The sequence below is a fragment of the Megasphaera intestinihominis genome, from assembly GCF_040096415.1.
Taxonomy (GTDB): Bacteria; Bacillota; Negativicutes; order Veillonellales; family Megasphaeraceae; genus Megasphaera; species Megasphaera intestinihominis.
Genome location: NZ_JBBMEU010000038.1, coordinates 1 through 20,712, shown reverse-complemented (window position 1 = coordinate 20,712; position 20,712 = coordinate 1). Strand labels below are relative to the sequence as shown.

At 57.3% G+C, this 20,712-nt stretch carries 18 protein-coding genes; 4 read left to right on the top strand and 14 right to left on the bottom strand.

Annotated features, from left to right (window positions below; translation table 11 throughout):
• From clpB to WMO23_RS07355, 3 genes are all read left to right on the top strand, one after another.
• A partial coding sequence (clpB, locus tag WMO23_RS07365; RefSeq protein WP_349173673.1) for an ATP-dependent chaperone ClpB occupies positions 1-2,184 on the top strand: 2,184 nt, incomplete at its 5' end.
• 244 nt (positions 2,185-2,428) lie between these two features.
• Positions 2,429-2,932 carry an S-adenosylmethionine decarboxylase family protein gene (locus tag WMO23_RS07360; protein ID WP_292106713.1) on the top strand — a complete coding sequence of 168 codons (504 nt, stop codon included), beginning with the start codon at positions 2,429-2,431 and terminating at the stop codon, positions 2,930-2,932.
• A 30-nt stretch (positions 2,933-2,962) separates the two neighbouring features.
• Positions 2,963-3,565: an HD-GYP domain-containing protein gene (locus tag WMO23_RS07355; RefSeq protein ID WP_020310851.1), complete on the top strand. Its 603-nt coding sequence runs from the start codon at positions 2,963-2,965 to the stop codon at positions 3,563-3,565.
• 117 nt (positions 3,566-3,682) lie between these two features.
• On the opposite strand, the gene WMO23_RS07350 is transcribed toward WMO23_RS07355, so the two are convergent.
• The 10 genes from WMO23_RS07350 to rpsO all read right to left on the bottom strand — a co-directional run bounded on the left by WMO23_RS07350 (position 3,683) and on the right by rpsO (position 14,798).
• Positions 3,683-4,330 carry a ComF family protein gene (locus WMO23_RS07350; protein WP_349173671.1) on the bottom strand — a complete coding sequence of 216 codons (648 nt, stop codon included), beginning with the start codon at positions 4,328-4,330 and terminating at the stop codon, positions 3,683-3,685.
• A 12-nt stretch (positions 4,331-4,342) separates the two neighbouring features.
• Entirely contained in the window at positions 4,343-6,502 is a 2,160-nt protein-coding gene (gene recD2, locus WMO23_RS07345) for an SF1B family DNA helicase RecD2 (RefSeq protein ID WP_349173669.1), read from the bottom strand.
• Between the two features lie 2 nt (positions 6,503-6,504).
• A complete protein-coding gene (locus WMO23_RS07340) occupies positions 6,505-6,774 on the bottom strand; it encodes a chorismate mutase (RefSeq protein WP_020310854.1) in 270 nt (89 codons plus the stop codon).
• Between the two features lie 394 nt (positions 6,775-7,168).
• Positions 7,169-8,551 carry a 23S rRNA (uracil(1939)-C(5))-methyltransferase RlmD gene (gene rlmD / locus WMO23_RS07335; RefSeq protein WP_349173667.1) on the bottom strand — a complete coding sequence of 461 codons (1,383 nt, stop codon included), beginning with the start codon at positions 8,549-8,551 and terminating at the stop codon, positions 7,169-7,171.
• A 15-nt stretch (positions 8,552-8,566) separates the two neighbouring features.
• Entirely contained in the window at positions 8,567-9,871 is a 1,305-nt protein-coding gene (locus WMO23_RS07330; RefSeq protein ID WP_020310855.1) for a thymidine phosphorylase, read from the bottom strand.
• A gap of 4 nt (positions 9,872-9,875) precedes the next feature.
• Positions 9,876-11,048 carry a phosphopentomutase gene (locus tag WMO23_RS07325; protein WP_020310856.1) on the bottom strand — a complete coding sequence of 391 codons (1,173 nt, stop codon included), beginning with the start codon at positions 11,046-11,048 and terminating at the stop codon, positions 9,876-9,878.
• A 12-nt stretch (positions 11,049-11,060) separates the two neighbouring features.
• Positions 11,061-11,621 (bottom strand): NUDIX hydrolase, encoded by a 561-nt coding sequence (locus WMO23_RS07320; protein ID WP_020310857.1) that lies wholly within the window; start codon positions 11,619-11,621, stop codon positions 11,061-11,063.
• A gap of 168 nt (positions 11,622-11,789) precedes the next feature.
• A complete protein-coding gene (locus tag WMO23_RS07315; protein WP_292106698.1) occupies positions 11,790-12,236 on the bottom strand; it encodes a dCTP deaminase/dUTPase family protein in 447 nt (148 codons plus the stop codon).
• A 5-nt stretch (positions 12,237-12,241) separates the two neighbouring features.
• Positions 12,242-14,392 (bottom strand): polyribonucleotide nucleotidyltransferase, encoded by a 2,151-nt coding sequence (gene pnp / locus WMO23_RS07310; RefSeq protein ID WP_349173664.1) that lies wholly within the window; start codon positions 14,390-14,392, stop codon positions 12,242-12,244.
• 139 nt (positions 14,393-14,531) lie between these two features.
• Complete coding sequence (rpsO, locus tag WMO23_RS07305) at positions 14,532-14,798, bottom strand: 30S ribosomal protein S15 (RefSeq protein ID WP_020310860.1); 267 nt, start codon at positions 14,796-14,798, stop codon at positions 14,532-14,534.
• Positions 14,799-15,142: 344 nt separating this feature from the next.
• On the opposite strand from rpsO, the gene WMO23_RS07300 reads away from it, so the two are divergent.
• The gene (locus WMO23_RS07300; protein ID WP_296818623.1) at positions 15,143-16,654 is read left to right on the top strand and encodes a dihydrolipoyl dehydrogenase family protein; all 1,512 of its coding nucleotides are present in this window, start codon (positions 15,143-15,145) and stop codon (positions 16,652-16,654) included.
• A gap of 275 nt (positions 16,655-16,929) precedes the next feature.
• Here WMO23_RS07300 and arsB read toward each other — a convergent pair whose 3' ends face one another.
• The 4 genes from arsB to WMO23_RS07280 form a co-directional block, all read right to left on the bottom strand.
• Entirely contained in the window at positions 16,930-17,964 is a 1,035-nt protein-coding gene (arsB, locus tag WMO23_RS07295; protein WP_020310862.1) for an ACR3 family arsenite efflux transporter, read from the bottom strand.
• A 118-nt stretch (positions 17,965-18,082) separates the two neighbouring features.
• Complete coding sequence (gene arsA, locus WMO23_RS07290; RefSeq protein ID WP_296818617.1) at positions 18,083-19,816, bottom strand: arsenical pump-driving ATPase; 1,734 nt, start codon at positions 19,814-19,816, stop codon at positions 18,083-18,085.
• Complete coding sequence (gene arsD, locus WMO23_RS07285; protein ID WP_020310864.1) at positions 19,813-20,259, bottom strand: arsenite efflux transporter metallochaperone ArsD; 447 nt, start codon at positions 20,257-20,259, stop codon at positions 19,813-19,815. Before arsD ends, arsA begins: the two co-directional genes overlap by 4 nt.
• A gap of 72 nt (positions 20,260-20,331) precedes the next feature.
• A complete protein-coding gene (locus tag WMO23_RS07280) occupies positions 20,332-20,643 on the bottom strand; it encodes an ArsR/SmtB family transcription factor (protein WP_020310865.1) in 312 nt (103 codons plus the stop codon).
• Positions 20,644-20,712 lie beyond the last annotated feature (69 nt).

Below are 20,712 nucleotides of genomic sequence, written 5' to 3'. Positions count from 1 at the left end.
ATCATGAGTACCATCAACGCCAACCGCAAGGCCAACGTCAACAGCGATAACCCGGAAGAAAACTACAAGGCCCTGGAAAAATACGGCCGCGACTTGACCGCTGCTGCCCGCCAGAATAAATTGGACCCGGTCATCGGCCGTGACGACGAAATCCGCCGCACCATCGAAATTCTCTCGCGCCGCCGTAAGAACAACCCGGTCCTCATCGGTGAACCGGGTGTCGGCAAGACGGCTATCGTCGAAGGCCTGGCCCGCCGTATCGTCAGCGGCGACGTCCCGGAATCGCTGAAGAACAAGACCCTCTACTCCCTCGATATGGGTTCCCTCATCGCCGGTGCCAAATACCGTGGCGAATTTGAAGAACGACTCAAATCGGTCCTCAATGAAATCGCCAAATCGGACGGCCAGATTCTCCTCTTCATCGATGAAATCCACACTGTCGTCGGTGCCGGCGCCTCTGAAGGCTCCATGGATGCAGGCAACATCCTGAAACCGATGCTGGCCCGCGGTGACCTGCGCTGCATCGGCGCTACGACGCTCAATGAATACCAGAAATACATCGAAAAAGATGCCGCTTTGGAACGTCGTTTCCAGCCGGTCATGGTCGATCAGCCTTCTGTTGAAGACACGATCACCATTCTCCGTGGTCTGAAAGAACGCTACGAAGTCCATCATGGCGTCCGCATCCGTGATAAAGCCCTGGTCGCTGCCGCCGTCTTGTCGGACCGCTACATTTCCGACCGTTTCCTGCCCGATAAGGCCATCGACCTCGTCGACGAAGCTGCCGCCAAACTGCGTACGGAAATCGAATCCATGCCGACGCCGATTGACGAACTGCGCCATAAGATCATGCAGCTGGAAATCGAAGAACAGTCCCTGAACAAAGAAACGGACGACGCTTCCAAAGAACGCCTGGCTAAGATCACGGAAACGAAGAACGAACTGAAAGAAAAAGAAAGCAAGCTCAAAGCTCAGTGGGATAAAGAAAAACAGTCCATCCTGCGCACGCAGGGCCTGAAGAAGGAAATCGACGCCGTCAAGAGCGACATGGCCCAGGCAGAACGCAATTACGACCTGGCCAAGGCTTCGGAATTGAAGTACGGCAAACTGCCGGAACTGCAGAAACAGTTGAAGGAACAGGAAGCCTACCTGGCTGAACACCAGGATTCGCAGCTCCTCAAAGAAGAAGTCGGCGAAGAAGATATCGCCCAGGTCGTCAGCCGCTGGACGGGTATCCCGGTCACCAAGATGATGACGGGCGAACGGGAAAAACTCCTGCACCTCGACGAAACGCTGCATAAACGGGTCGTCGGCCAGGACGATGCCGTCCGCGTCGTGAGCGATGCTATCATCCGCGCCCGTGCCGGTATCAAGGATCCGAACCGTCCGATTGGTTCCTTCATCTTCCTCGGCCCGACCGGTGTCGGCAAGACCGAACTGGCCAAGACCCTGGCTGAAGCCCTCTTCGATGATGAACGCAACATCATCCGTATCGATATGTCGGAATACATGGAAAAACATACCGTATCCCGCCTGATCGGGGCTCCTCCGGGATATGTCGGCTATGATGAAGGGGGCCAGCTCACTGAAGCCGTCCGCCGTCGTCCGTACAGCGTCATCCTCCTCGACGAAATCGAAAAGGCCCATCCGGACATCTTCAACGTCCTTTTGCAGATTCTCGATGATGGCCGCCTGACCGATGGCAAAGGCCGTGTAGTCAACTTCAAGAACACCATCATCATCATGACCAGTAACCTCGGCTCCCACGAAATCCTCGAATCGAAGGATTACGACGAAGCCAACAAGAAAGTCCGTGAACTGCTTAAACAGTACTTCCGTCCGGAATTCCTCAACCGTGTCGACGACATCGTCGTCTTCAAAGCGCTCCAGAAAGACCAGGTACGCAATATCGCCGCTATCCTCCTGGAACGCCTGGGCAAACGTCTGGAAAAACAGGTCAAGATCCACCTCACCTGGACCGACGAAGCCCTGCAGGAATTGGCCGACAAAGGCTTCGACCCGCAGTTCGGTGCCCGTCCGCTGCGCCGCCTGATCACGCATACCGTCGAAACGGCCCTGAGCCGCGACATCATCGCCGGTACTATCCGCGAAGGCGATACAGTCACCATCGGCTACGACGGCAATGGCTTCACCTTCACGCCCATGCGTGCCCATGCCGCGTGAGTGTGGCGAGCTATTAGCCGTTAGCTGTTAGCTGTTAGTATGTGGAAAACGCTGTCAGACACTAACCCCTGGCAGTTGGCGGTCAGCGGCTAGCAGTCAGCTGTCAGCAGTGAGTGGCTGGCGGCTGGCGCATAAAGGACCCGTTCCTGATGCAAAAAAACATCGGGAACGGGTCTTTTTTTCTGTTTACATTAGCCCGAAAACAGTATATAATAAGCTGTAACTAAGTAACGGGTGGAGATTTATGAATAACACATTAGGAAAACATGTACTCATCGATTTTTATAACTGCAAGGCTTCCTTTTCGGAGGCCGAAGATTTGCAGCCCTTGGTAGAGCGCGCGTTCGACCTCGTCGGCGCCCCTGTCGAAGGGATTACATTCTTCCATATCGACGACGAACTGACGTGTATTGCCGTTTCCGGCAACGCACATATTTGTATTCACGCCTATCCTCCCCTGTCCTACGTGGCAGTGGACATCTACAGTTTTAATATCGACCTCAAGACGAGCCAGATCATGAGCACCCTGAAGGTAAACCTCCGCTCAGACCGCATCAAAGCGACAAGTATCCGCCGCGGTGATTTCGGCTCTATCCGAGACATGCGCCCGAAACGCAAATCGAAGATCACGACGGCACGGCGCATGAAAAACACCGGTGCACGCATCAAGAAGACGAGTGTGAAGATGTTCAACATCCTCCGCCATCCGCAGAAGGTACGTCGGGCACATCGGACGACGAACAAGTAACACGTTTGCAGATGAAAGGGTTTGTTGGTCATGTATATGGTATCGTTAAAACAGGCTGCGGGCATTGCCCGGGAAGAAATGACGTCCCTCGACGCCATTACAGCGGAATTGCTCAATTTCATACAGTTGAAGAGTCAGCGCTTATATATGCATTCCCTGCAGGTCGCTAACTACAGCGTCAGCGTCGCCGCCAAACTGACGCTGCCCAAGAGTGAAATCGAACAAGTGAAATACGCAGCACTCCTCCATGACGTGGGCCTGCTCTTCGTGTCCAATACCCTGCTGGCCAAGATGCCCTATCTCAACCGCTCGGAAAAGGCGCAGTACAAGCGCCACGCCGCAGCCGGCGGCAACATGCTGGAAAACATCCCCTGCTGCCAGGACATCGTGCCTTACATCCGCTATCACCACGAACACTGGGACGGCTCGGGCTTTCCCAAACACCTGCGCGGCGCCAATATCCCCTTGGGGGCGCGCATCATCGCCGTCGCCGATTACTACGACATGATCATCAACCCGTCGGCAGAATTCTGGGCGAAAACCAAAAAACAGGCCGTCCGCGAACTCTTCAGCGCGTCGGGCCTGCTCTTTGATCCGGAAGTGGTCAAAGCTTTTATTGAAACATTAGGTTAATAACACATTGTAATCAAAAAGCGCTGTCGCATGAAGACAGCGCTTTTTACGTTCATCGTAGGTCGTTCATCGTTCATCGAATTGAAGAACGCCGGCCGCCTGCGAACTGCGTTTATTTTATGGTGCACCGCTGGCGATGACGAGGCCCGTCACGCTGGCGGCGCCTTTTTGTTTCAAGGCATGAGCGCAGGCTTCTAAGGTCGCACCAGTCGTGAAGATGTCGTCGACGAGGAGGATGTGTTTTTTATCGACGTCGATGGTTTCTTTGACGGCAAAGGCATCGTGGACGTTCGCTGTCCGCTCATCCCGCCGGAGCTGCCATTGGACTTTCGTCGGCCGCAGGCGCTGCAAGGCGTCGCACCAGTTCCAGCGGGCTGAGGCCCAGTCGCGAAAGAGGGCTTCGGCCTGGTTGAAGCCGCGGCGCTGTAATTTTTCCGGTGCCAACGGCACGGGGACGACGACGTCGATGCGGGCAAACCGTTCCGGCCATGGGAAGCAGTCGAGCAGGGTCCGGCAGGCCCGGCACTTCCCTGGCTTGCCGTTATATTTGATGTCGTGCAGGACATGGCGCATGGTACCGCGGTAATCGGCCAGGCAGTAACAGGCGCTGAGGTGCCTCACAGCCGGCGTCTTGTTGATGCGCCGGGGATGCCAGATGGCGGCCAGGCAGGCTGGGCACCAGTCGCCATCATGGGCTACTATGGCGCCGCAGGACGGACAGCGCGGCGGATATAAGAGGTTGAAAAGCTGCGTGATCAGGGACATGGTCTTCCCTCCCTAGACGATGAGTTCTCCTTGCAGGCGCGGGATGAGCAGTGTGAAGCGGCGGCTCGTGCGCTGGTTCTGGACGGCTGTCTGGACGGCCCGCTTGGTGCCGACGAGGATGACTTTGCGCTTGGCCCGAGTGACGGCCGTATAGAAGAGGTTGCGCTGGAGCATGATGGCGTGGCTGTTGACCAGGACCATGATGACCGTGTGGTATTCACTGCCCTGGCTCTTGTGGACGGTAATGGCATAGGCCAGGGTGATTTCATCGACTTCCTGGCCTTCGTATTTGACATCCTGTTCGGGATAGCGGACATAGACCATGTCCTTCTGGATGGCAAAGATTTCACCCATATCGCCGTTGAAGACGCCTTTTTCATAGTCGTTGTGCTTCTGCATGACCTTATCGCCGACGCGGAAGACGACGTTCTTCCCTTTCAGTTCGGCCTTCCCTTCGGCCGGCGGGTTGAACCGTTCCTGGATGAGCTGATTGAGGTTATCTACGCCACAGGGGTTCTTATACATCGGCGACAAGACCTGGACGGCGAATTTATCGCCCGTTTCCAATAATTCGCTGTTATAGAGGGCGCTTATCTTTTCGGCGCCGTCGGCTTCGTTGTCGATTTCGACAAAGCGGAATTCCGTGTCTTCATTGACGACGGGCAGGCGGCCGCTGTTGATGAGATGGGCATTGGTGACGATGCGGCCCCCTTCTTTCTGACGAAAAATCGTATCCAGGCGGACGACCGGGACCTGACCGGACGCGATGATATCGTGCAGGACGGCGCCGGCCCCGACCGATGGCAGCTGGTCGGCGTCGCCGACGAGGATGCAGCGGCACTGCGGCTTCAGAGCGCTGAGGAGATGGTACATCATTTCCATGTCGAGCATGGATACTTCATCGACGATGACCAGGTCGGCCGGCAGCATCTTCGTTTCGTTGTATTCAAAGACCTGCATGGCCCCGACGTGGCCGTCGGGAACGAGCAGGCGGTGGATGGTCTTGGCCTTGCGCTGCGTCGTTTCGGCCAGGCGCTTGGCCGCCCGTCCCGTCGGTGCACAAAGCAGGATGCGCAGGCCTTCCTGTTCGGCCAGGCGGATGATGGTCTGGACGACAGTCGTCTTGCCCGTCCCAGGGCCGCCGGTGATGACGGTCATGCCGGACTGCAGGGATTTCTCTACGGCTTCGCGCTGCTTGTCGGCCAGCTCGAAATGGCGCGCATCCTGCCAGCGGTCGAGGAAGAGCTGGACGTGAGTCTTCATGGGCAGGGGCTTCATATTCCCCATTTCGCCGATGCGCCCGGCAATATATTCCTCTTCTTCATAGGCTTCCGGCGTGTAGACGTACAAAGTCCCTTCAAAATCGGCCGTACAGAGCTGGCCCACTTCGATGGCTTCCCGGAGGATGTCGTGCAGCCCCAGGGCATCAGCCTGGAGGATGAAAGCCGCCCGCCGGACCAGTTCCGTATCTGGGATACAGACGTGGCCATTCTGGGTCATCGTCCGCAGGACATAGGTCAGGCCGGCGCTGAGGCGCTGCGGGTCCTGCCGGTCCATGCCGTAGGCCAGGGCAATCTGGTCGGCCGTCTTGAAGCCGATGCCGTCGAGTTCAGCGATCATGCGGTACGGTTCTTCCGTCAGGACGTAGTGGACGTCGTCGCCGTATTTCTGCAAGAGCCGGCTGGCATAACGGCCGGCGACGCCGTGCTGTTCCAGGTCATAGGCGATGTCGTTGACCTGTTTTTCTTCATAGAAGGATTCCGTAATGACAGCCAGCTTCTTAGGGCCGATGCCTTCGACTTCCAGGAGCCGCTGCGGGTCTTTTTCCAGTACGGCCATGGTATCCTTGCCAAAGGCTGCGACGACGCGGTGGGCCAGGGCCGGTCCCATGCCCTTGACGGCGCCGCTGCCCAGGAAGCGTTCGATGCCGTCGACCGATTCGGGGATGATGCGGCTCCAGCCGTCAGCGGCGAACTGGCGGCCATAGCGCTTATGCTGGACCCAGTGGCCCTTCACTTCCAGGCGGTCGCCGACGAGGGGTTTCGTCCCGTGGCCGGTGACGGTATATGTCGCATCATCGTCTTCATCGTGCAGGCGGAAGACGCGGTAATCCGAATCGGGCGCTTCAAATAAGAGGCGTTCCGCAATGCCTCGTACTACGATTTGTTCCATCTTCACAGCCCCATATGCTCCCGTTCGTATTTCTTGCTCTCATCCATGATGCACTGATAAATACGCCGCAGATACGGCGACAATTCCTTCTGGACGGTCAGATTGGCGATCTTATCCAGGACCTGCCGTTCCCGGCGGGGGTCATAGATTTCCATATGATGCTCCTTCTTATAGGCGGCGACTTCAGCGACGACCTGCATGCGCCGTTCCAGTATTTTCGTCAAATCCCGGTCCAATACGTCGATTTCCCGACGACATTCTTCTAATTCCATACACTAGCCCTTCCCTTCTGCATAATACCTTTATTATAACAAAAAAAGCGGGTTCAGGCCATTTTATTCATCTTGTACCCTCTATACAAAATCGGATTTGAAAATTAGTAACCCTCTCATCGCCTGTATGCGATTTCGTAGGGGACGTCCTGAACAAGGCGTCCCGCTGAGAATCCTGTGAATAGCCAAAGTTTATGATGATGCCAGAATGGGCTTTGATGAAATCTCGCAACGGGCCAAAAAGGCTTGGGACAGCCCCTACGCAACCCCAATCGGGGTTAGTTGATTGTTTTGTTTCTGTTTATCTTTCGTCTCAGCTATAATTTTTTGCATACAGAAACAGGACCTGTGCACAGTTATGTGCGCAGGTCCTGTTTAGGTAATCCCGATTCAATTAGTGAGCTCTGGTCAACAAGGCCACGGACTCGACGTGATGGGTCCGCGGGAACATGTCCACGGGCTGTACTTTGGTGGTGTGGTAGCCGTGCTGGTCGAGGTAGGCCAGGTCGCGGGCCAGGGTGGCCGGGTTGCAGGAGACGTAGACGACGCGTTTGGGTTTGCTCTGGGCGATGGCTTTGAGGACCGGTTCGCCGCAGCCGGCCCGGGGCGGGTCGAGGACGATGACGTCGGGACGGACGCCGTTTTTGATAAGTTCCGGCAGTTTGTAGATGGCGTCGCCTAAGATGAACTGGGCGTTGCCGACGCGGTTGTCTTTGGCGTTGCGGACGGCGTCGCGGATGGCCGGGGCGACGATTTCGATGCCGTAGACCTGCTTGGCTTTCTGGGCCAGGAACAGGGTGATGGTCCCGGTGCCGCAGTAGACGTCGGCCACGGTTTCGCCGCCTTTGAGGTCGGCAAAGTCGAGGGCCGTTTCATAGAGGCGCTGGGCCTGTTCGCTGTTGACCTGGAAGAAGGACTGGGCGGAAATGTGGAAGGTCAGGGGTCCGATGGAGTCGTGGATGGTCCCTTTGCCGTAGACGGTCTTGGTCTTGGGTCCCAAGATGACGTTGGTGTGGCGCTTGTTGACGTTCTGGACGACGCTGGTCAGGCCCGGGATGTCGCGGCGCAGACGCTGGACCAGGTCTTTCATGTGCGGCACCATATCGCAGGCCGTGACCAGGCAGACCATGATTTCACCCGTATGGACGCCGACGCGGCCCATGATGTGGCGGACGATGCCCGTCCGGGCGTCTTCGTCATAGGCGGGGATCTTGAAGTCCTTCATCCACTGGCGGACGACGGCGACGATGGCGTTGTTCCCTTCTTTCTGGATAGCGCAGTCCGTCACGTCGATGACTTCGTGCGTAGCCGCAGCGAAACAGCCGATAGCGACTTTGCCCTTGCCGGCAGCGGCGACGGGGAACTGCATCTTATTGCGGTAATGCCAGGGCGTATGGGCGCCCAGGGTCGGCAGGACGTCGAGGCCCTGCAGGTGGCCGATGCGTTCCAGCGCATCCCGGACCTGCTGGCGCTTTTCCTTCAATTCCCCTTCATAGCTCAGGTGCTGGAGCTGGCAGCCGCCGCAGCGGTCGTAGACGGGACACTGGGGCTGGATCCGGTCCGGCGAGGGCTTCAGGACTTCGACCAGGGAAGCCGTGGTATAGGTCTTCTTGACCAGGGTAATGCGGGCCCGCACGGTTTCACTGGGCAGGGCGAAGGGCACGAAGACCGTAAAGCCTTCATGGCGTCCGACGCCTTCGCCGCTGCTGCCCAGGCGGACGATGGATATATCATAGGTTTTCCCCTTCTGGACGGGGATTTGCCGTGTTTCTTTCATGGGATTCCTTTCTATTTAGACGATGATTTCGCTGATGACCGGTTCCTGGACGGGAGCCTGTTCGGCTGTGACGATGATGTGGTCGGCGACCTGCCGGGCCAGGGCCATCATATCGGCGCCTTCCTTGCCATATAAGGTGAACAGGGCTTCGCCGGGACGGACCGGGTCATAGAGCTCTTTGAACAGGCGGATGCCGACCATGGGGTCGATGGCATCTTCCTTGCGGGCCCGGCCGGCGCCCATAGCCATGGCGATTTCGCCGAGGGCCCGGCCGTCGATGCGGGTGATGCAGCCTTCATCGGTGCAGACGGCCGTAAAGACCTGGGGCGCCTTGGTGAGGGGCCGCTTGCCGATCCACGACGTACTGCCGCCCTGGGCCTTGACGAATTCCCGGAACTTAGCCAGGCCCTTGCCGGAAGCGACGAGGTCGCGGATCATGGCTCTCCCCTGCCTTTCGTCCTGGGCCTTGCCGCCGACGATGAGCATCTGGGCGCCGATGGCTTCGACGACTTCCATGAGCCGCCGGCCGCCTTTGCCCGACAGGGCTTCGACGGCTTCATCGACTTCCAGGCAGTTGCCGATAGCCGTGCCCAGAGGCGCTTCCATGGACGTGACGACGGCCCGTGTCGGCCGGCCGGCGAGGTTGCCGATGCCGACCATGGTCCGGGCCAGTTCCCGCGCCCGTTCTTGGGTCTTCATGAAGGCGCCGTCGCCGTATTTGACGTCGAGGACGATGGCATCGGCACCAGAGGCGATTTTCTTGCTCATGATGGAGCTGGCGATGAGAGGGATGCTCTCTACCGTCGCCGTCGCGTCGCGCAGGGCGTAGAGCAGCTTATCAGCCGGTGCGATTTCGCCGGACTGGGTGATAAGGGACAGGCCGATGCGGCGCACTTGTTCCAGGAACTGTTCTTCCGGCAGGACGACGTGGAAGCCGGGGATGGATTCCAGTTTATCTGCCGTGCCGCCTGTGAAGCCCAGGCCGCGGCCGCTCATCTTGGCGACGGGGACGCCGGCTGCCGCCACTAAGGGCGCGACGATGAGCGTCGTCGTATCGGCAATGCCGCCGGTGCTGTGTTTGTCGACTTTGATGCCCGGAATGGACGACAAGTCGACCATATCGCCGGAATGGGCCATCGCCAGGGTCAGTTCCTTCGTTTCTTCATAAGTCATGCCCTGGAAATAGACGGCCATGAGCCAGGCCGCCGCCTGGTAGTCGGCGACGCGCCCTGCCGTATAGTCAGTGATGAAGCGCGAGATTTCTTCTTTCGTCAGGACCTTGCCGTCCCGTTTGTGTTCGATGCAGTCGATGGGCCACATAGGATCACCTCAGTTCCGATAAAAAGCTGGTACCGAATTCAAGGCCTGTCAGGCCGAAATTATCCATGATGCTCATGCCCAGGTCGGCATAGGTCTGGCGGAGCCCTAAGTCGACCGATTCCTTCAGGGCCGGGCTGTAGAGCAGGAGCGGTACCCGTTCGCGCGTATGGTCCGTGCCGTGCCAGGTCGGGTCGTTGCCGTGGTCCGACGTGATGACTAGCAGTTCGTCGTCGTGGATTTCCGTCAGGAGCTGGCCCAGTTCCTGGTCGAAGGCTTCCAGGCAGTCGGCATAGCCCTGGACGTTGCGGCGGTGGCCGTACATGCTGTCGAAGTCGACGAAGTTGGCCATGAGCAGGCCCTTATCCTGGCGATGAGCTGCCAGCTGGGTCCGCAGGGCTTCCATGTCTTCGTGGTTGTTGGCCGTGTGGTACGATTCGGTCAGGCCGATGTGGGCGTAGATGTCGCCGATCTTACCGACGCCGACGACGGCATAACCCGCTTCGGACAAATAGGAGAAGACCATTTTCCGCTTGGGCAGACGGCTGTAATCGCGGCGGTCACCAGTGCGGACGAAATGGCCCTGGGTCCCGATGAACGGCCGGGCGATGATGCGCCCTACTTCATAAGGGCCGACACAGACTTCGCGGCGCGTAATGTCGCAGATGCGGTACAATTCTTCCAGGGGGATGACGTCGTTGTGGGCGGCAATCTGGAAGACGCTGTCTGCCGACGTGTAGACGATGGGCAGGCCCGTGCGGAAATGTTCCGGCCCCAGGCGTTCGATGATTTCCGTGCCCGACGCGATTTCATTGCCAATGTAGCCGTAGCCCGTCTTTTCCGTAAAGGCTTTCAACAGGTCCGGCGGGAAGGCATCGGGGAAGGTCGGGAAGGGATTTTCCACGGGATTGCCCATGAATTCCCAATGGCCGCTGGTCGTATCCTTGCCGGCCGAGATTTCCTGCATGAGGCCATACGAGCCGACGACATCGGCCGGTTCCGCATGGATATGGGCGACGCGGCCCAGACCCAGGCGGCGCAGATTAGGCACCTTCAAGGGTACATTGGCGTCGATGTGACCATACGTGTCGGCTCCTTTGTCGCCGAATTTTTCGGCATCCGGTGCATCGCCGGCGCCGACGCTGTCCGTGACGATGACGATGATGCGATTGAATTTCATAGGGTTCCCTCCTTATAATCCCGGCAGATATTTGCGGGCTTTTTCAAAAGCTGCGATAGTCTTGGCATCGGTGATTTCGTTCTTATCGATGAGGTCTTCCATTTCCTTGGGCGTGTAGTATTCGACGTTCATGAATTCGTCGTCGTCGAGGTGCTGCTTCCCTTTCTGGAGGCCCCGGGCCAGATAGAGGTAAATCCGTTCACTGCAGAATCCCGGCGACGTATAGGTATAACCTAGGGGCAGGATTTCCGAAGCCGTGACGCCTGCTTCTTCTTCCAGTTCCCGGGCGGCGCAGTAATCGGGCGATTCGCCGTCGTGTTCGATTTTGCCGGCCGGCACTTCCAGCATGACCTGGGCGGCAGCATAGCGATACTGGCGGACGAGGATAATCTTGCCGTCATTGGTCAGCGGCAGGATGGCGCAGGCGCCGAAATGCCAGACCGCTTCGCGCGTGGCCGTCTTCTTTTCGCCGCCCTGGCCGTCGTCGATGGAAACCGTATCGACCGTGACGTGCAGGACCCGGCCCTTCATGATTTCTTTACGAGAAACGAGTGTTTCTTTGCTGATACTCACTTGATTCATCATCCTTTCAAAAAAAGGCTCCCCTAATAGGGGAGCTGGCAGCCGCAGGCTGGCTGAGAAGTTGTTTTTTCAGTGCAACCCTTCCGGCCCGTTGGGCCACCTCCCCTATCAGGGGAGGCAAAACCCTCCAGATAGGTATATTATCTCATTTTCACTTTTTTACTTTCCCGTGCTGCCGATGCCGCCAGTGCGGATACCACTGGCAGCGTCGTCGTTGACGGTCAGGTACTTCATGAAGATACCCTGACCGATGCGTTCGCCCTTTTCCAGGGTATAGGCCTGATCATTGGTATTGTAATAGGCAATCATGATATGCCCTTCATTGTCGGCATTGTTGTAGTAATCGCTGTCGACGATGCCCGTGCTGTTGGCCAGCATGAGGCCCTTCTTGAAGGCCAAGCTGGAGCGGATGAAGATGGAAAGGTATTCATCGTCTTCCATGAAGGCCTTCAGCCCAGTCGGGACGACGGTGACGGCATGCGGTGCCAGGACCGTCGTTTCTGCGGCTTCCAAGTCATAGCCGGCACTCTTGGCCGTCTTGCGGACGGGAAGATGGATGCCACAGCCTTCATAGGCCGTGACGATTTCAAATCCTCTGCCTGCCATAAGCCCTACCGTTTCTGACGGTCGTGATTGTGACCGCCGCGGGGACCCCGGCTGCGATGGGACGGGCCTTCGTCGCCGCCGCCCAGGAGGGCTTTGCGGGACAGGTTGACACGGCCCTGGCTGTCGATTTCGACGCATTTGACCATGATTCCATCGCCGACGTGGACGACGTCTTCGACTTTTTCAACCCGTTCTTTAGCCAGCTGGGAAATATGGACCAGGCCTTCTTTGCCCGGCAGGACTTCGACGAAAGCGCCGAAGTTCATGATGCGCGTGACTTTGCCGACGTAGGTCTTGCCGACTTCGACGTCTTCGGTCAGTTTTTCGATCCATTCTTTGGCCTTCTGGCCGCTTTCGCCGTCAACGGCAGCGATGTATACCAGGCCCGAATTGTCGATGTCGATCTTGGCGCCTGTTTCTTCGGTGATCTGCTTGATCATCTTGCCGCCCGGCCCGATGACGTCGCGGATCTTATCTGGCTTGATGTGCATGGAGATGATGCGCGGAGCGTAGGGAGAGAGCTCCTTTCGCGGTTCACTGATGACCTGCATCATCTTGCCCATGATGTGCATACGGCCTTCGTGGGCCTGTTTCAGAGCCTGGGCCAGGATTTCACGGCTGAGGCCTTTGATCTTGATATCCATCTGAATCGCCGTGACCCCTTTCATGGTACCGGCGACTTTGAAGTCCATGTCGCCCAAGGCGTCTTCCATGCCCTGGATATCGGTCAGGATAGTGAAGTCATCGCCTTTGGTGACCAGGCCCATAGCGACACCGGCAACGGGCGCTTTGATGGGCACGCCGGCATCCATCAGGGCCAGGGTGCTGCCGCAAACGCTGCCCATGGAGCTGGAGCCGTTCGATTCGAGGACTTCCGATACGACGCGGATGGCGTACGGGAATTCTTCTTCACTGGGCATGACCTGGGTCAATGCGCGTTCTGCCAGTTTACCGTGGCCGATTTCACGACGGCCGGGACCGCGGGACGATTTCGTTTCGCCGACGCAGAAGGACGGGAAATTGTAGTGGTGCATGTAGCGGCGGTCTGTTTCCAGGCCGACGCCGTCGATGTGCTGGCATTCCGACAGCGGAGCCAGGGTGCAGAAGCTCATGATCTGCGTCTGGCCGCGGGTGAACAGGCCTGTGCCGTGAGTGCGGGCAAAGAGGCCGACTTCGCAGCTGACCGGACGGACTTCGTTGACACGGCGGCCGTCAGGACGGATCTTGTCGACGGCGATCATGTGGCGGACGATTTCCTTGATCATCTTCTGCGTGACTTCAGCGACATCATCGGCGTTGTCCGGATAGATGTCGGCAAAGTGTTCATAAATGTCGGCTTCGACAGCGTCCATCTTTTCTTCGCGTTCGACTTTGTCAGCCGTGAAGATAGCCGTCTTCATGGCTTCTTCGCCATAAGCGTGGACAGCTTCGACGATATCTGCCGGCGGTTCTTTTTCGACGAATTCCTGTTTCGGTACGGAAATCTTGTCGAGGAAGCTGAGCTGGAATTCGACGACTTTCTTGATTTCTTCATGGGCGAACATGATGGCGTCCAGGACCTGTTCTTCCGGGACTTCGTGAGCGCCGCCTTCAACCATGAGGATGGCGTCTTTTGTACCGGCAACGACGATATCCATGTCGCTCTGTTCACTCTGGGCGACGGTCGGGTTGATGATGAACTGGCCATCGACGCGGCCGACGCGGACACCGGCAATCGGGCCGGCAAAGGGGATATGGGACATGCACAGCGATACGGATGCGCCGATCATAGCGGCGATTTCCGGAGCGTTGTCATGGTCTACGCAGAAATCATAAGCCACGACGTGGACGTCATGACGGTATGTCTTCGGGAAGAGCGGGCGGATCGGACGGTCGATGAGGCGGGCAAAAAGGGTTGCCGATTCAGGCGGTTTGCCTTCGCGTTTGATGAAGCCGCCGGGAATCTTGCCGACGGAGTACGTCTTTTCTTCGTAATCGACAGTGAGCGGGAAAAAGTCAGCGTCTTCACGCGCTTCCTTCGAGCCCGTAGCCGTGACGAAAACGGCCGTGTCGCCATAACGGACCAATGCGGCACCGCTGGCCTGTTTAGCCAGTTTGCCGACTTCAATCACCAGCGGGCGGCCGGCGAAATCCATTTGGAATTTCGGTTCTTCCATTGTTACCTCCTTGAATTCACAGGTGATAGGCACTAGTCCGGGAACATCGGCGATATACCCAGGCTACAACCTACCACCCTGTGTCCTGAAAAAAGAGGCTGATGCAGTCACATCAGCATCAGCCTCACAGTATGCGAGATTATTTACGCAAGTTCAATTTTTCGAGAATTGCACGATAACGATTGAGATCGTGTTTCTGCAAGTAACCGAGCAAGTTACGGCGCTGGCCGACGAGTTTCAACAGGCCGCGGCGGGATGCATGGTCCTTTTTATGGCTGCGGAGATGTTCCGTCAAATAGATGATGCGGCTCGTGAGGAGCGCAATCTGTACTTCCGGAGAACCCGTATCGTTTTCATTGGCACCAAATTTAGCTACGATTGCTTTTTTTTCTTCTACGCTTAACATTGTATCTTTCCTCCATGTGTAAAAAAATTGAATCTATTCGCAAAGTGCTAAGTGATCGTCGGAGTCATCGAGACACCGAGCACCCGTACGACATAGCTATTATACTATACCCGGGCGGTTGTGTAAAGACCCGGGCGGTTGTGTAAAGGGGATTTTCGTGGTTCGTGGCTCGTGGCTCGTAGGGGCCGTCCTGTAAAGGCGGCCCGCTTGTGGGAATTCCGTGGTTCGTGGCCAGCGGCTAGCAGCCAGCTGCTCATATGGCCTTGTCAAAAAGGCCGCTTTCGCTTATACTATACTAAAAAGGTTGTATTTAATATTTTGTTAGAAATAAAGGAGCGCTATTTATGAAGAAATATGATGTCATTGTCATCGGTACGGGGGCAGCCAATATTGTGACCGATGCGGCCCTGGCCCAGGGCTTGCAGGTGGCTGTCATTGAACGCGGCCGGTTCGGCGGGACTTGTCTGAACCGCGGCTGTATCCCGACGAAGGTCATGGTCACGACAGCCAACCGCATCCGCGAAATCCGCGAAGGGAGCCGTATCGGCGTCTTTGCCGACAACGTCCGCCTGGATTGGGATATCTTGTCCAAGCGACTGTGGGAAAAGGTCGATGAAAGTCCGGCTATTCAAAGTTATTACGACCAGTTCCCCAATGTCGACACCTTTAACGGCACGGCGTCTTTCGTCGACAACCACACCGTCGCCATCGCCCTGAATGACGGCAGCAGCGTCACTTTGACGGGCGATAAGATTTTCGTTGCTACTGGCGGCCGGACCAATATCCCCTCCCTGCCGGGCCTGGAAGAAGCGGGCTATTTGACGTCGGAATCGTTCTTCGGCCCGTCGTATCCGAAGAAGCCCTACCAGAGTCTGATTATCATCGGTGGCGGCCCTATCGGCTGTGAGTTTGCCCACGTCTTCGACGCCGCCGGCACGAAGGTCACCATGGTCCAGCACAATGTCCGCCTCCTGCCCAAGGAAGACCCGGCCGTATCGGCATTCATCCTCAAGCAGTTCCAGCGCTACGGCATGGATATCCGCCTCAATAAAGACACGGTTTCCGTCAGCCAGCGCGACGGCTTGAAGGTCCTGTCCTTCCGCGACCGCACGACGGGCGAAGAAGGCGAAGTGGCTGCCGAAGAAATCCTGGTCGCTCCGGGCATCCGGCCCATGACGGAACTGCTGCACCTGGAAAATACCGACGTCCGCCTGGACAAGCGCGGCTACATCGAAACGAATGAATTCCTGGAAACGACGGCTGAAAATATCTGGGCCCTGGGCGACGTCAACGGCCTGGCCCCCTTCCGCCACAAGGCCAATTACGAAGCGGAAATCCTGGCACACAACCTCTTTTCCGGAAACGAACCGGAAACGTGGCGCTGGGCCGATTACGATGCCGTGCCGGCCGTCACCTACACCTATCCCGAAGCGGCTCACGTCGGCCTGACGGAAGACCAGGCCGTGAAGAAAGGCTATGACGTCGAAACGGCCATCAACCACTATTCATCGTCGGCCAAGGGCTACGCCATGGGCTACGAACCGGGCGATGAAGACGACGGCTTCGTCAAATTGGTCATCGACAAGAAGACGAAATTCATCCTCGGCGCCCACATCGTCGGCCCCGAAGCATCCATCCTCATCCAGCCTTTCATCAATAACCTCATGAGCGGCACCCACGTCGTCCATCCCATCCACGAAGACATCGCGTCGCCGACGGTCCAGGCCCTGCGGGCCAAACCGCTGACGCGGACCCTCAATCCCAAATCGGTCTACACCTTCAGCGAAACCATGACCCCTCACCCGTCCCTGTCGGAAGTCGTCATGTGGACGCGGTATTATTACGAAGGGAAGTAGGAAAAAGCGGCTGTCCTTTGAAGACAGCCGCTTTTTAGTGGCTCGTGGTTCGTGGTTAGCGGATGGGGTTTTATTTGTAGGGGCGACCACGTGCCTTTTCAGCCCGTCAGGTCATGACTGTAAGGAATGGCAGGACGGTTGCTGAAACGGACCGCAGTAGAGGGGGCGCCCGTTGGATATGGGGACGATTTCTCCAGAAAACTGATTGGGAAAGCACACATATTCTGGAGCGGGCTTGCTGCAGCAAGCCCCTACAATTCCAGGGACTAGCGTAGCTAGTTTTTAGTTGCTAAGGCAATGCGGACCAGGGTCAGCATAATCGGGACTTCGGTCAGGACACCGACGGTCGTCGCCAAGGCTGCCGGGCTGGTGACGCCAAAGAGCGCAATGGCTACGGCAACGGCCAATTCAAAGAAGTTAGAAGCGCCGATGAACCCGGCCGGTGCGGCAATGTCGAAGGGCAGTTTCAGCAGCCGGCAGGCTCCATAGGCAAGGAAGAAGATAAAGAAGGTCTGCAAGGTAAGGGGAATGGCGATGAGGACGATGTGGAGTGGATTCGATAAGATGACCTGGGCTTGGGAGCTGAAAATGATGACCAGCGTCAGCAACAGTCCCCACGTCGTTGCCGAATCGAATTTGTGTACAAAGTGCTGTTCAAAATAATCGAGACCTTTTCGTTTGACGACAGTCATCCGGGTCAGGATACCGCCTGCCAGAGGAATGACGACGAACAGGAAGATACTGACAAAGAGGACACTATAAGGAACCGCAACTTGTGAAACTCCTAAAAGGAACTTGACGATAGGTACGAAAGCGATGAGAATGATTAAATCATTCGTCGCGACTTGGACGACGGTATAGGCCGGATTCCCTTTGACCAGTGTACTCCAGACGAAAACCATGGCCGTACAGGGAGCCGCACCGAGCAATACGGCGCCAGCCAAGTATTGCCGGCCCAGGTCCGCAGGGATCCACGAACCAAAGAGGACGAAAAGGAAGAACCAGGCAATAGCATACATGGTAAAAGGCTTGATGAGCCAGTTGGCAATCCAAGTGACGAACAAGCCTTTAGGCTGGCGTCCTACGGCTTTGATGCTCTGAAAGTCGACTTTCATCATCATCGGATAAATCATGAGCCAAATCAAAATGGCAATGGGAATAGAAATCCCCATGACCTGTAAGGTATCTAAAAAGGCTGGCACAGCCGGAAGGGCATAACCGATGGCTACGCCGACGACCATGCATAACAAGACCCAAAGGGTCAGATATCGCTGAAAAAAACTGATGCCTGCGTGTGATTCATGTTCCATGATAACGCGCCTCCTATAAATAGATAAATTGAAATATATGAATGTTTAATATCTGAAAAAGGGCTTGCTACACGATGACAAGCCCTTTTACTACAAACTACAAACGCTCAACTACAGACTATAATTTTCCCAGGACTTCCCCGCGGACTTCGTCGGGGCGCCAGGCGATGAGGGCCGTGTGGCCCTGGGTGTGGTCGTCGACTTTGTTGATCCAGGCGATTTCGTGGGACGCTTTGGCTTTTAGCAGGGGGCTCGTCGTCCGGGCCTGATAGAAGGATTTGTTGATGACCCACCATTTCGAGCGCAGTTTCGTCCGCTTCAGGTCCGCTTCCAGGCGCAGGGCTTCATAGACCGGCGTCGCTTCGGGCAGGGTGACGATGACGACTTCTGTTTCGTCCCCTTTCAGGCGCGGCAGCAGGTGCTGTACTGACGGCGGCGTCGAACCGTGGGTCCGGCGGATTTCCCGGTCGTAGCTTTCCGTCGATTCCAGGAGCAGCAGCGTGTGGCCTGTCGGCGCCGTGTCGATGACGACGATCTGGTCGTCGGCCGCTTCGACGATGTCGGCAAAGGCATGGAAGACGGCAATTTCCTGGGTGCACGGCGAGCGCAGGTCTTCTTCGATGTAGGCCAGGTCCGACGGGCCCAGGCCGTTGGCTTTGGCCTGGCTCAGGACTTCATCCTGGTATTTCTTCAGCTCTTCCCCTTGGTCGATATGGCTCAGGGTCAGGTTGTCCGTCTGGCTGACGACGTACTGCAAGTGAGCGGCCGGGTCGGTCGTCGTCAAGTGGACGCGATGGCCGCGGCGGGCCAGGCCCAGGGCGATGGCGGCAGCGACAGTCGTCTTGCCGACGCCGCCCTTGCCCATGGTGAAGATGACCTTGCGCTGATGGGCTTCCAGGTCGTCGATGACGGCCTGCAGGGGCTGGACCCGTTCCAGCGTCAGTTCCGTCGCCGCTTCCTTCACTTCCCCTTTGAGCAGGGCCCGGACGTGGTCCAGGCCGGTGATGTTGTACGTCCGCAAGGGAATCTGGAAGCGCGGCAAATCGGCGATGGCTTCGGGTATGGCCTTCAGGGCGGCCTGCTGTTTTTCGTATAACGTCTTGGTCGCATCGTCATCCCACGAGGCCAACAGGCCGTTGACGATGAGCTGCTGGTTGGCAATGCCCAGGGCGGCCAGTTCCTTCGACGCCCGGGCCGCTTCTTTCAGCGGCAGGGCATCGGGACGGGCGACGAGGAGCATCGTCGTCCTGTCCCCGTCGGCCAGGGTCTGGACGGCCTGTTTATACAGTTCTTTCCGCGATTCCAGGCCCGACAGCTGGCCCAGGCAGGACGCGCCGTGTTTGCTCTTCTGGATGAACTGGCTCCACGCCGACGGCAGCTGCAGCATGCGCAGGGTGTGGCCTGTCGGCGCCGTATCGAAGATGATGTGGTCGTAGCCACAGGCAACGGCTTCATCGGTGAGGAAATTGGTGAACTCGTTGAAGGCGGCGATTTCTACGGTACACGAGCCGGACAGCTGTTCTTCCATGTTGCGCAGGGCCGCTTCCGGCAGGAGGCCGCGATAGGGCCCGATGACGCTTTCCCGGTATTCGGCCGCGGCCTGGACCGGGTCGAGGTTGGCTACGGCCAAGTTGGGCACGGCGGCGATGGGCGTGGCCTTATTGGTCAGTTCCATGGAAAAGACGTCTTGCAGATTCGACGCCGGGTCGGTACTGATGAGCAGGACCTTCTTACCGGCATCGGCCAGGGCGACGGCCGTGGCACAGGCGACGGACGTCTTGCCGACGCCGCCCTTGCCGGTCAGGAAGAGGTATTTCGTCTGGACGACGTGAAAGGGATCGTAGAGGATCATTTACAGTCACCTCCGCAACAGCACGACGGGCTTTCCGGTTCCGCCGGCGTGTCACCGCAGCAGCAGGAAGCTGTTTCTTCGGCGCTGTCGCCGCAGCAGCAGCTGTCCCCAGCGGCCTGAGCGGCTTCGAGGATGGCCGGGTCGAAGCCGATGAGGCTGGCAAATTCATCATTCGTCGGATAGCGGCCGGCAAACTGGACGGCGCCGTCGACGAGGATGAGGGGCAGGTCTTCAGGACCGTGGTACTGGAGAAAGTCCGTCACGGCCTTGGTCTGGACGAATTTCAAGGGCGCACTAGTCAGGTTATAGCGGCCGACGTCGATGCCGTGCTGTTTCAGCGTGTCCAGGACCGTCGATACGCGCAAGAGTTCCGGATCGATAGACGGACCGCAGAGACCGGTCGGGCAGCACATTGCTTGTTCAAAGATTTCCATATGTTTCATGATGAAAGACCTCCTAAATAGAAATTTATATATTTACATTTATCAATGTATAAGCTGAAAAAAGGGCCTGCCTCACTGGCAGCGGCAGGCTTCGTCCTCTGCCGACACGGCACTGGGCTGGAATAAGTCGTGAACGGCCTGTTCCAGGACCTGGGCCTGGGCGCGGTTGAGGGAATAATAGACCCACTTCCCTTCCTTGCGGCCTGTGACCAGCTGGGCATCGCAGAGGATCTTCATGTGGTGGGACAGCGTCGGCTGGGACAGGTTCAAGTGTTCCAGGAGCACGCAGGCACAGCGTTCCCCCTGCCGCAAGAGCAACAAGATGCGCAGCCGCTTTTCATCACCCAAAGCCTTGAATACGCGAACCGCTTCCCTTTCCTCCATCACGGCGCCTCCTTTCATATCGAAGTTTATCAATCTATGGTTAGAGTATAGCAGACACATTGACGTTTG

Bases quoted from the DNA above. Each gene is read 5' to 3' on its own strand.
- WMO23_RS07350 (WP_349173671.1), bottom strand. From the start codon at position 4,330: ATGTCCCTGATCACGCAGCTTTTCAACCTCTTATATCCGCCGCGCTGT.
- WMO23_RS07325 (WP_020310856.1), bottom strand. From the start codon at position 11,048: ATGAAATTCAATCGCATCATCGTCATCGTCACGGACAGCGTCGGCGCC.
- recD2 (WP_349173669.1), bottom strand. From the start codon at position 6,502: ATGGAACAAATCGTAGTACGAGGCATTGCGGAACGCCTCTTATTTGAA.
- WMO23_RS07355 (WP_020310851.1), top strand. From the start codon at position 2,963: ATGTATATGGTATCGTTAAAACAGGCTGCGGGCATTGCCCGGGAAGAA.
- arsD (WP_020310864.1), bottom strand. From the start codon at position 20,259: ATGAAACATATGGAAATCTTTGAACAAGCAATGTGCTGCCCGACCGGT.
- WMO23_RS07315 (WP_292106698.1), bottom strand. From the start codon at position 12,236: ATGGCAGGCAGAGGATTTGAAATCGTCACGGCCTATGAAGGCTGTGGC.
- pnp (WP_349173664.1), bottom strand. From the start codon at position 14,392: ATGGAAGAACCGAAATTCCAAATGGATTTCGCCGGCCGCCCGCTGGTG.
- arsA (WP_296818617.1), bottom strand. From the start codon at position 19,816: ATGATCCTCTACGATCCCTTTCACGTCGTCCAGACGAAATACCTCTTC.
- WMO23_RS07300 (WP_296818623.1), top strand. From the start codon at position 15,143: ATGAAGAAATATGATGTCATTGTCATCGGTACGGGGGCAGCCAATATT.
- WMO23_RS07360 (WP_292106713.1), top strand. From the start codon at position 2,429: ATGAATAACACATTAGGAAAACATGTACTCATCGATTTTTATAACTGC.
- arsB (WP_020310862.1), bottom strand. From the start codon at position 17,964: ATGGAACATGAATCACACGCAGGCATCAGTTTTTTTCAGCGATATCTG.
- WMO23_RS07280 (WP_020310865.1), bottom strand. From the start codon at position 20,643: ATGGAGGAAAGGGAAGCGGTTCGCGTATTCAAGGCTTTGGGTGATGAA.
- rlmD (WP_349173667.1), bottom strand. From the start codon at position 8,551: ATGAAAGAAACACGGCAAATCCCCGTCCAGAAGGGGAAAACCTATGAT.
- WMO23_RS07340 (WP_020310854.1), bottom strand. From the start codon at position 6,774: ATGGAATTAGAAGAATGTCGTCGGGAAATCGACGTATTGGACCGGGAT.
- WMO23_RS07330 (WP_020310855.1), bottom strand. From the start codon at position 9,871: ATGTGGCCCATCGACTGCATCGAACACAAACGGGACGGCAAGGTCCTG.
- rpsO (WP_020310860.1), bottom strand. From the start codon at position 14,798: ATGTTAAGCGTAGAAGAAAAAAAAGCAATCGTAGCTAAATTTGGTGCC.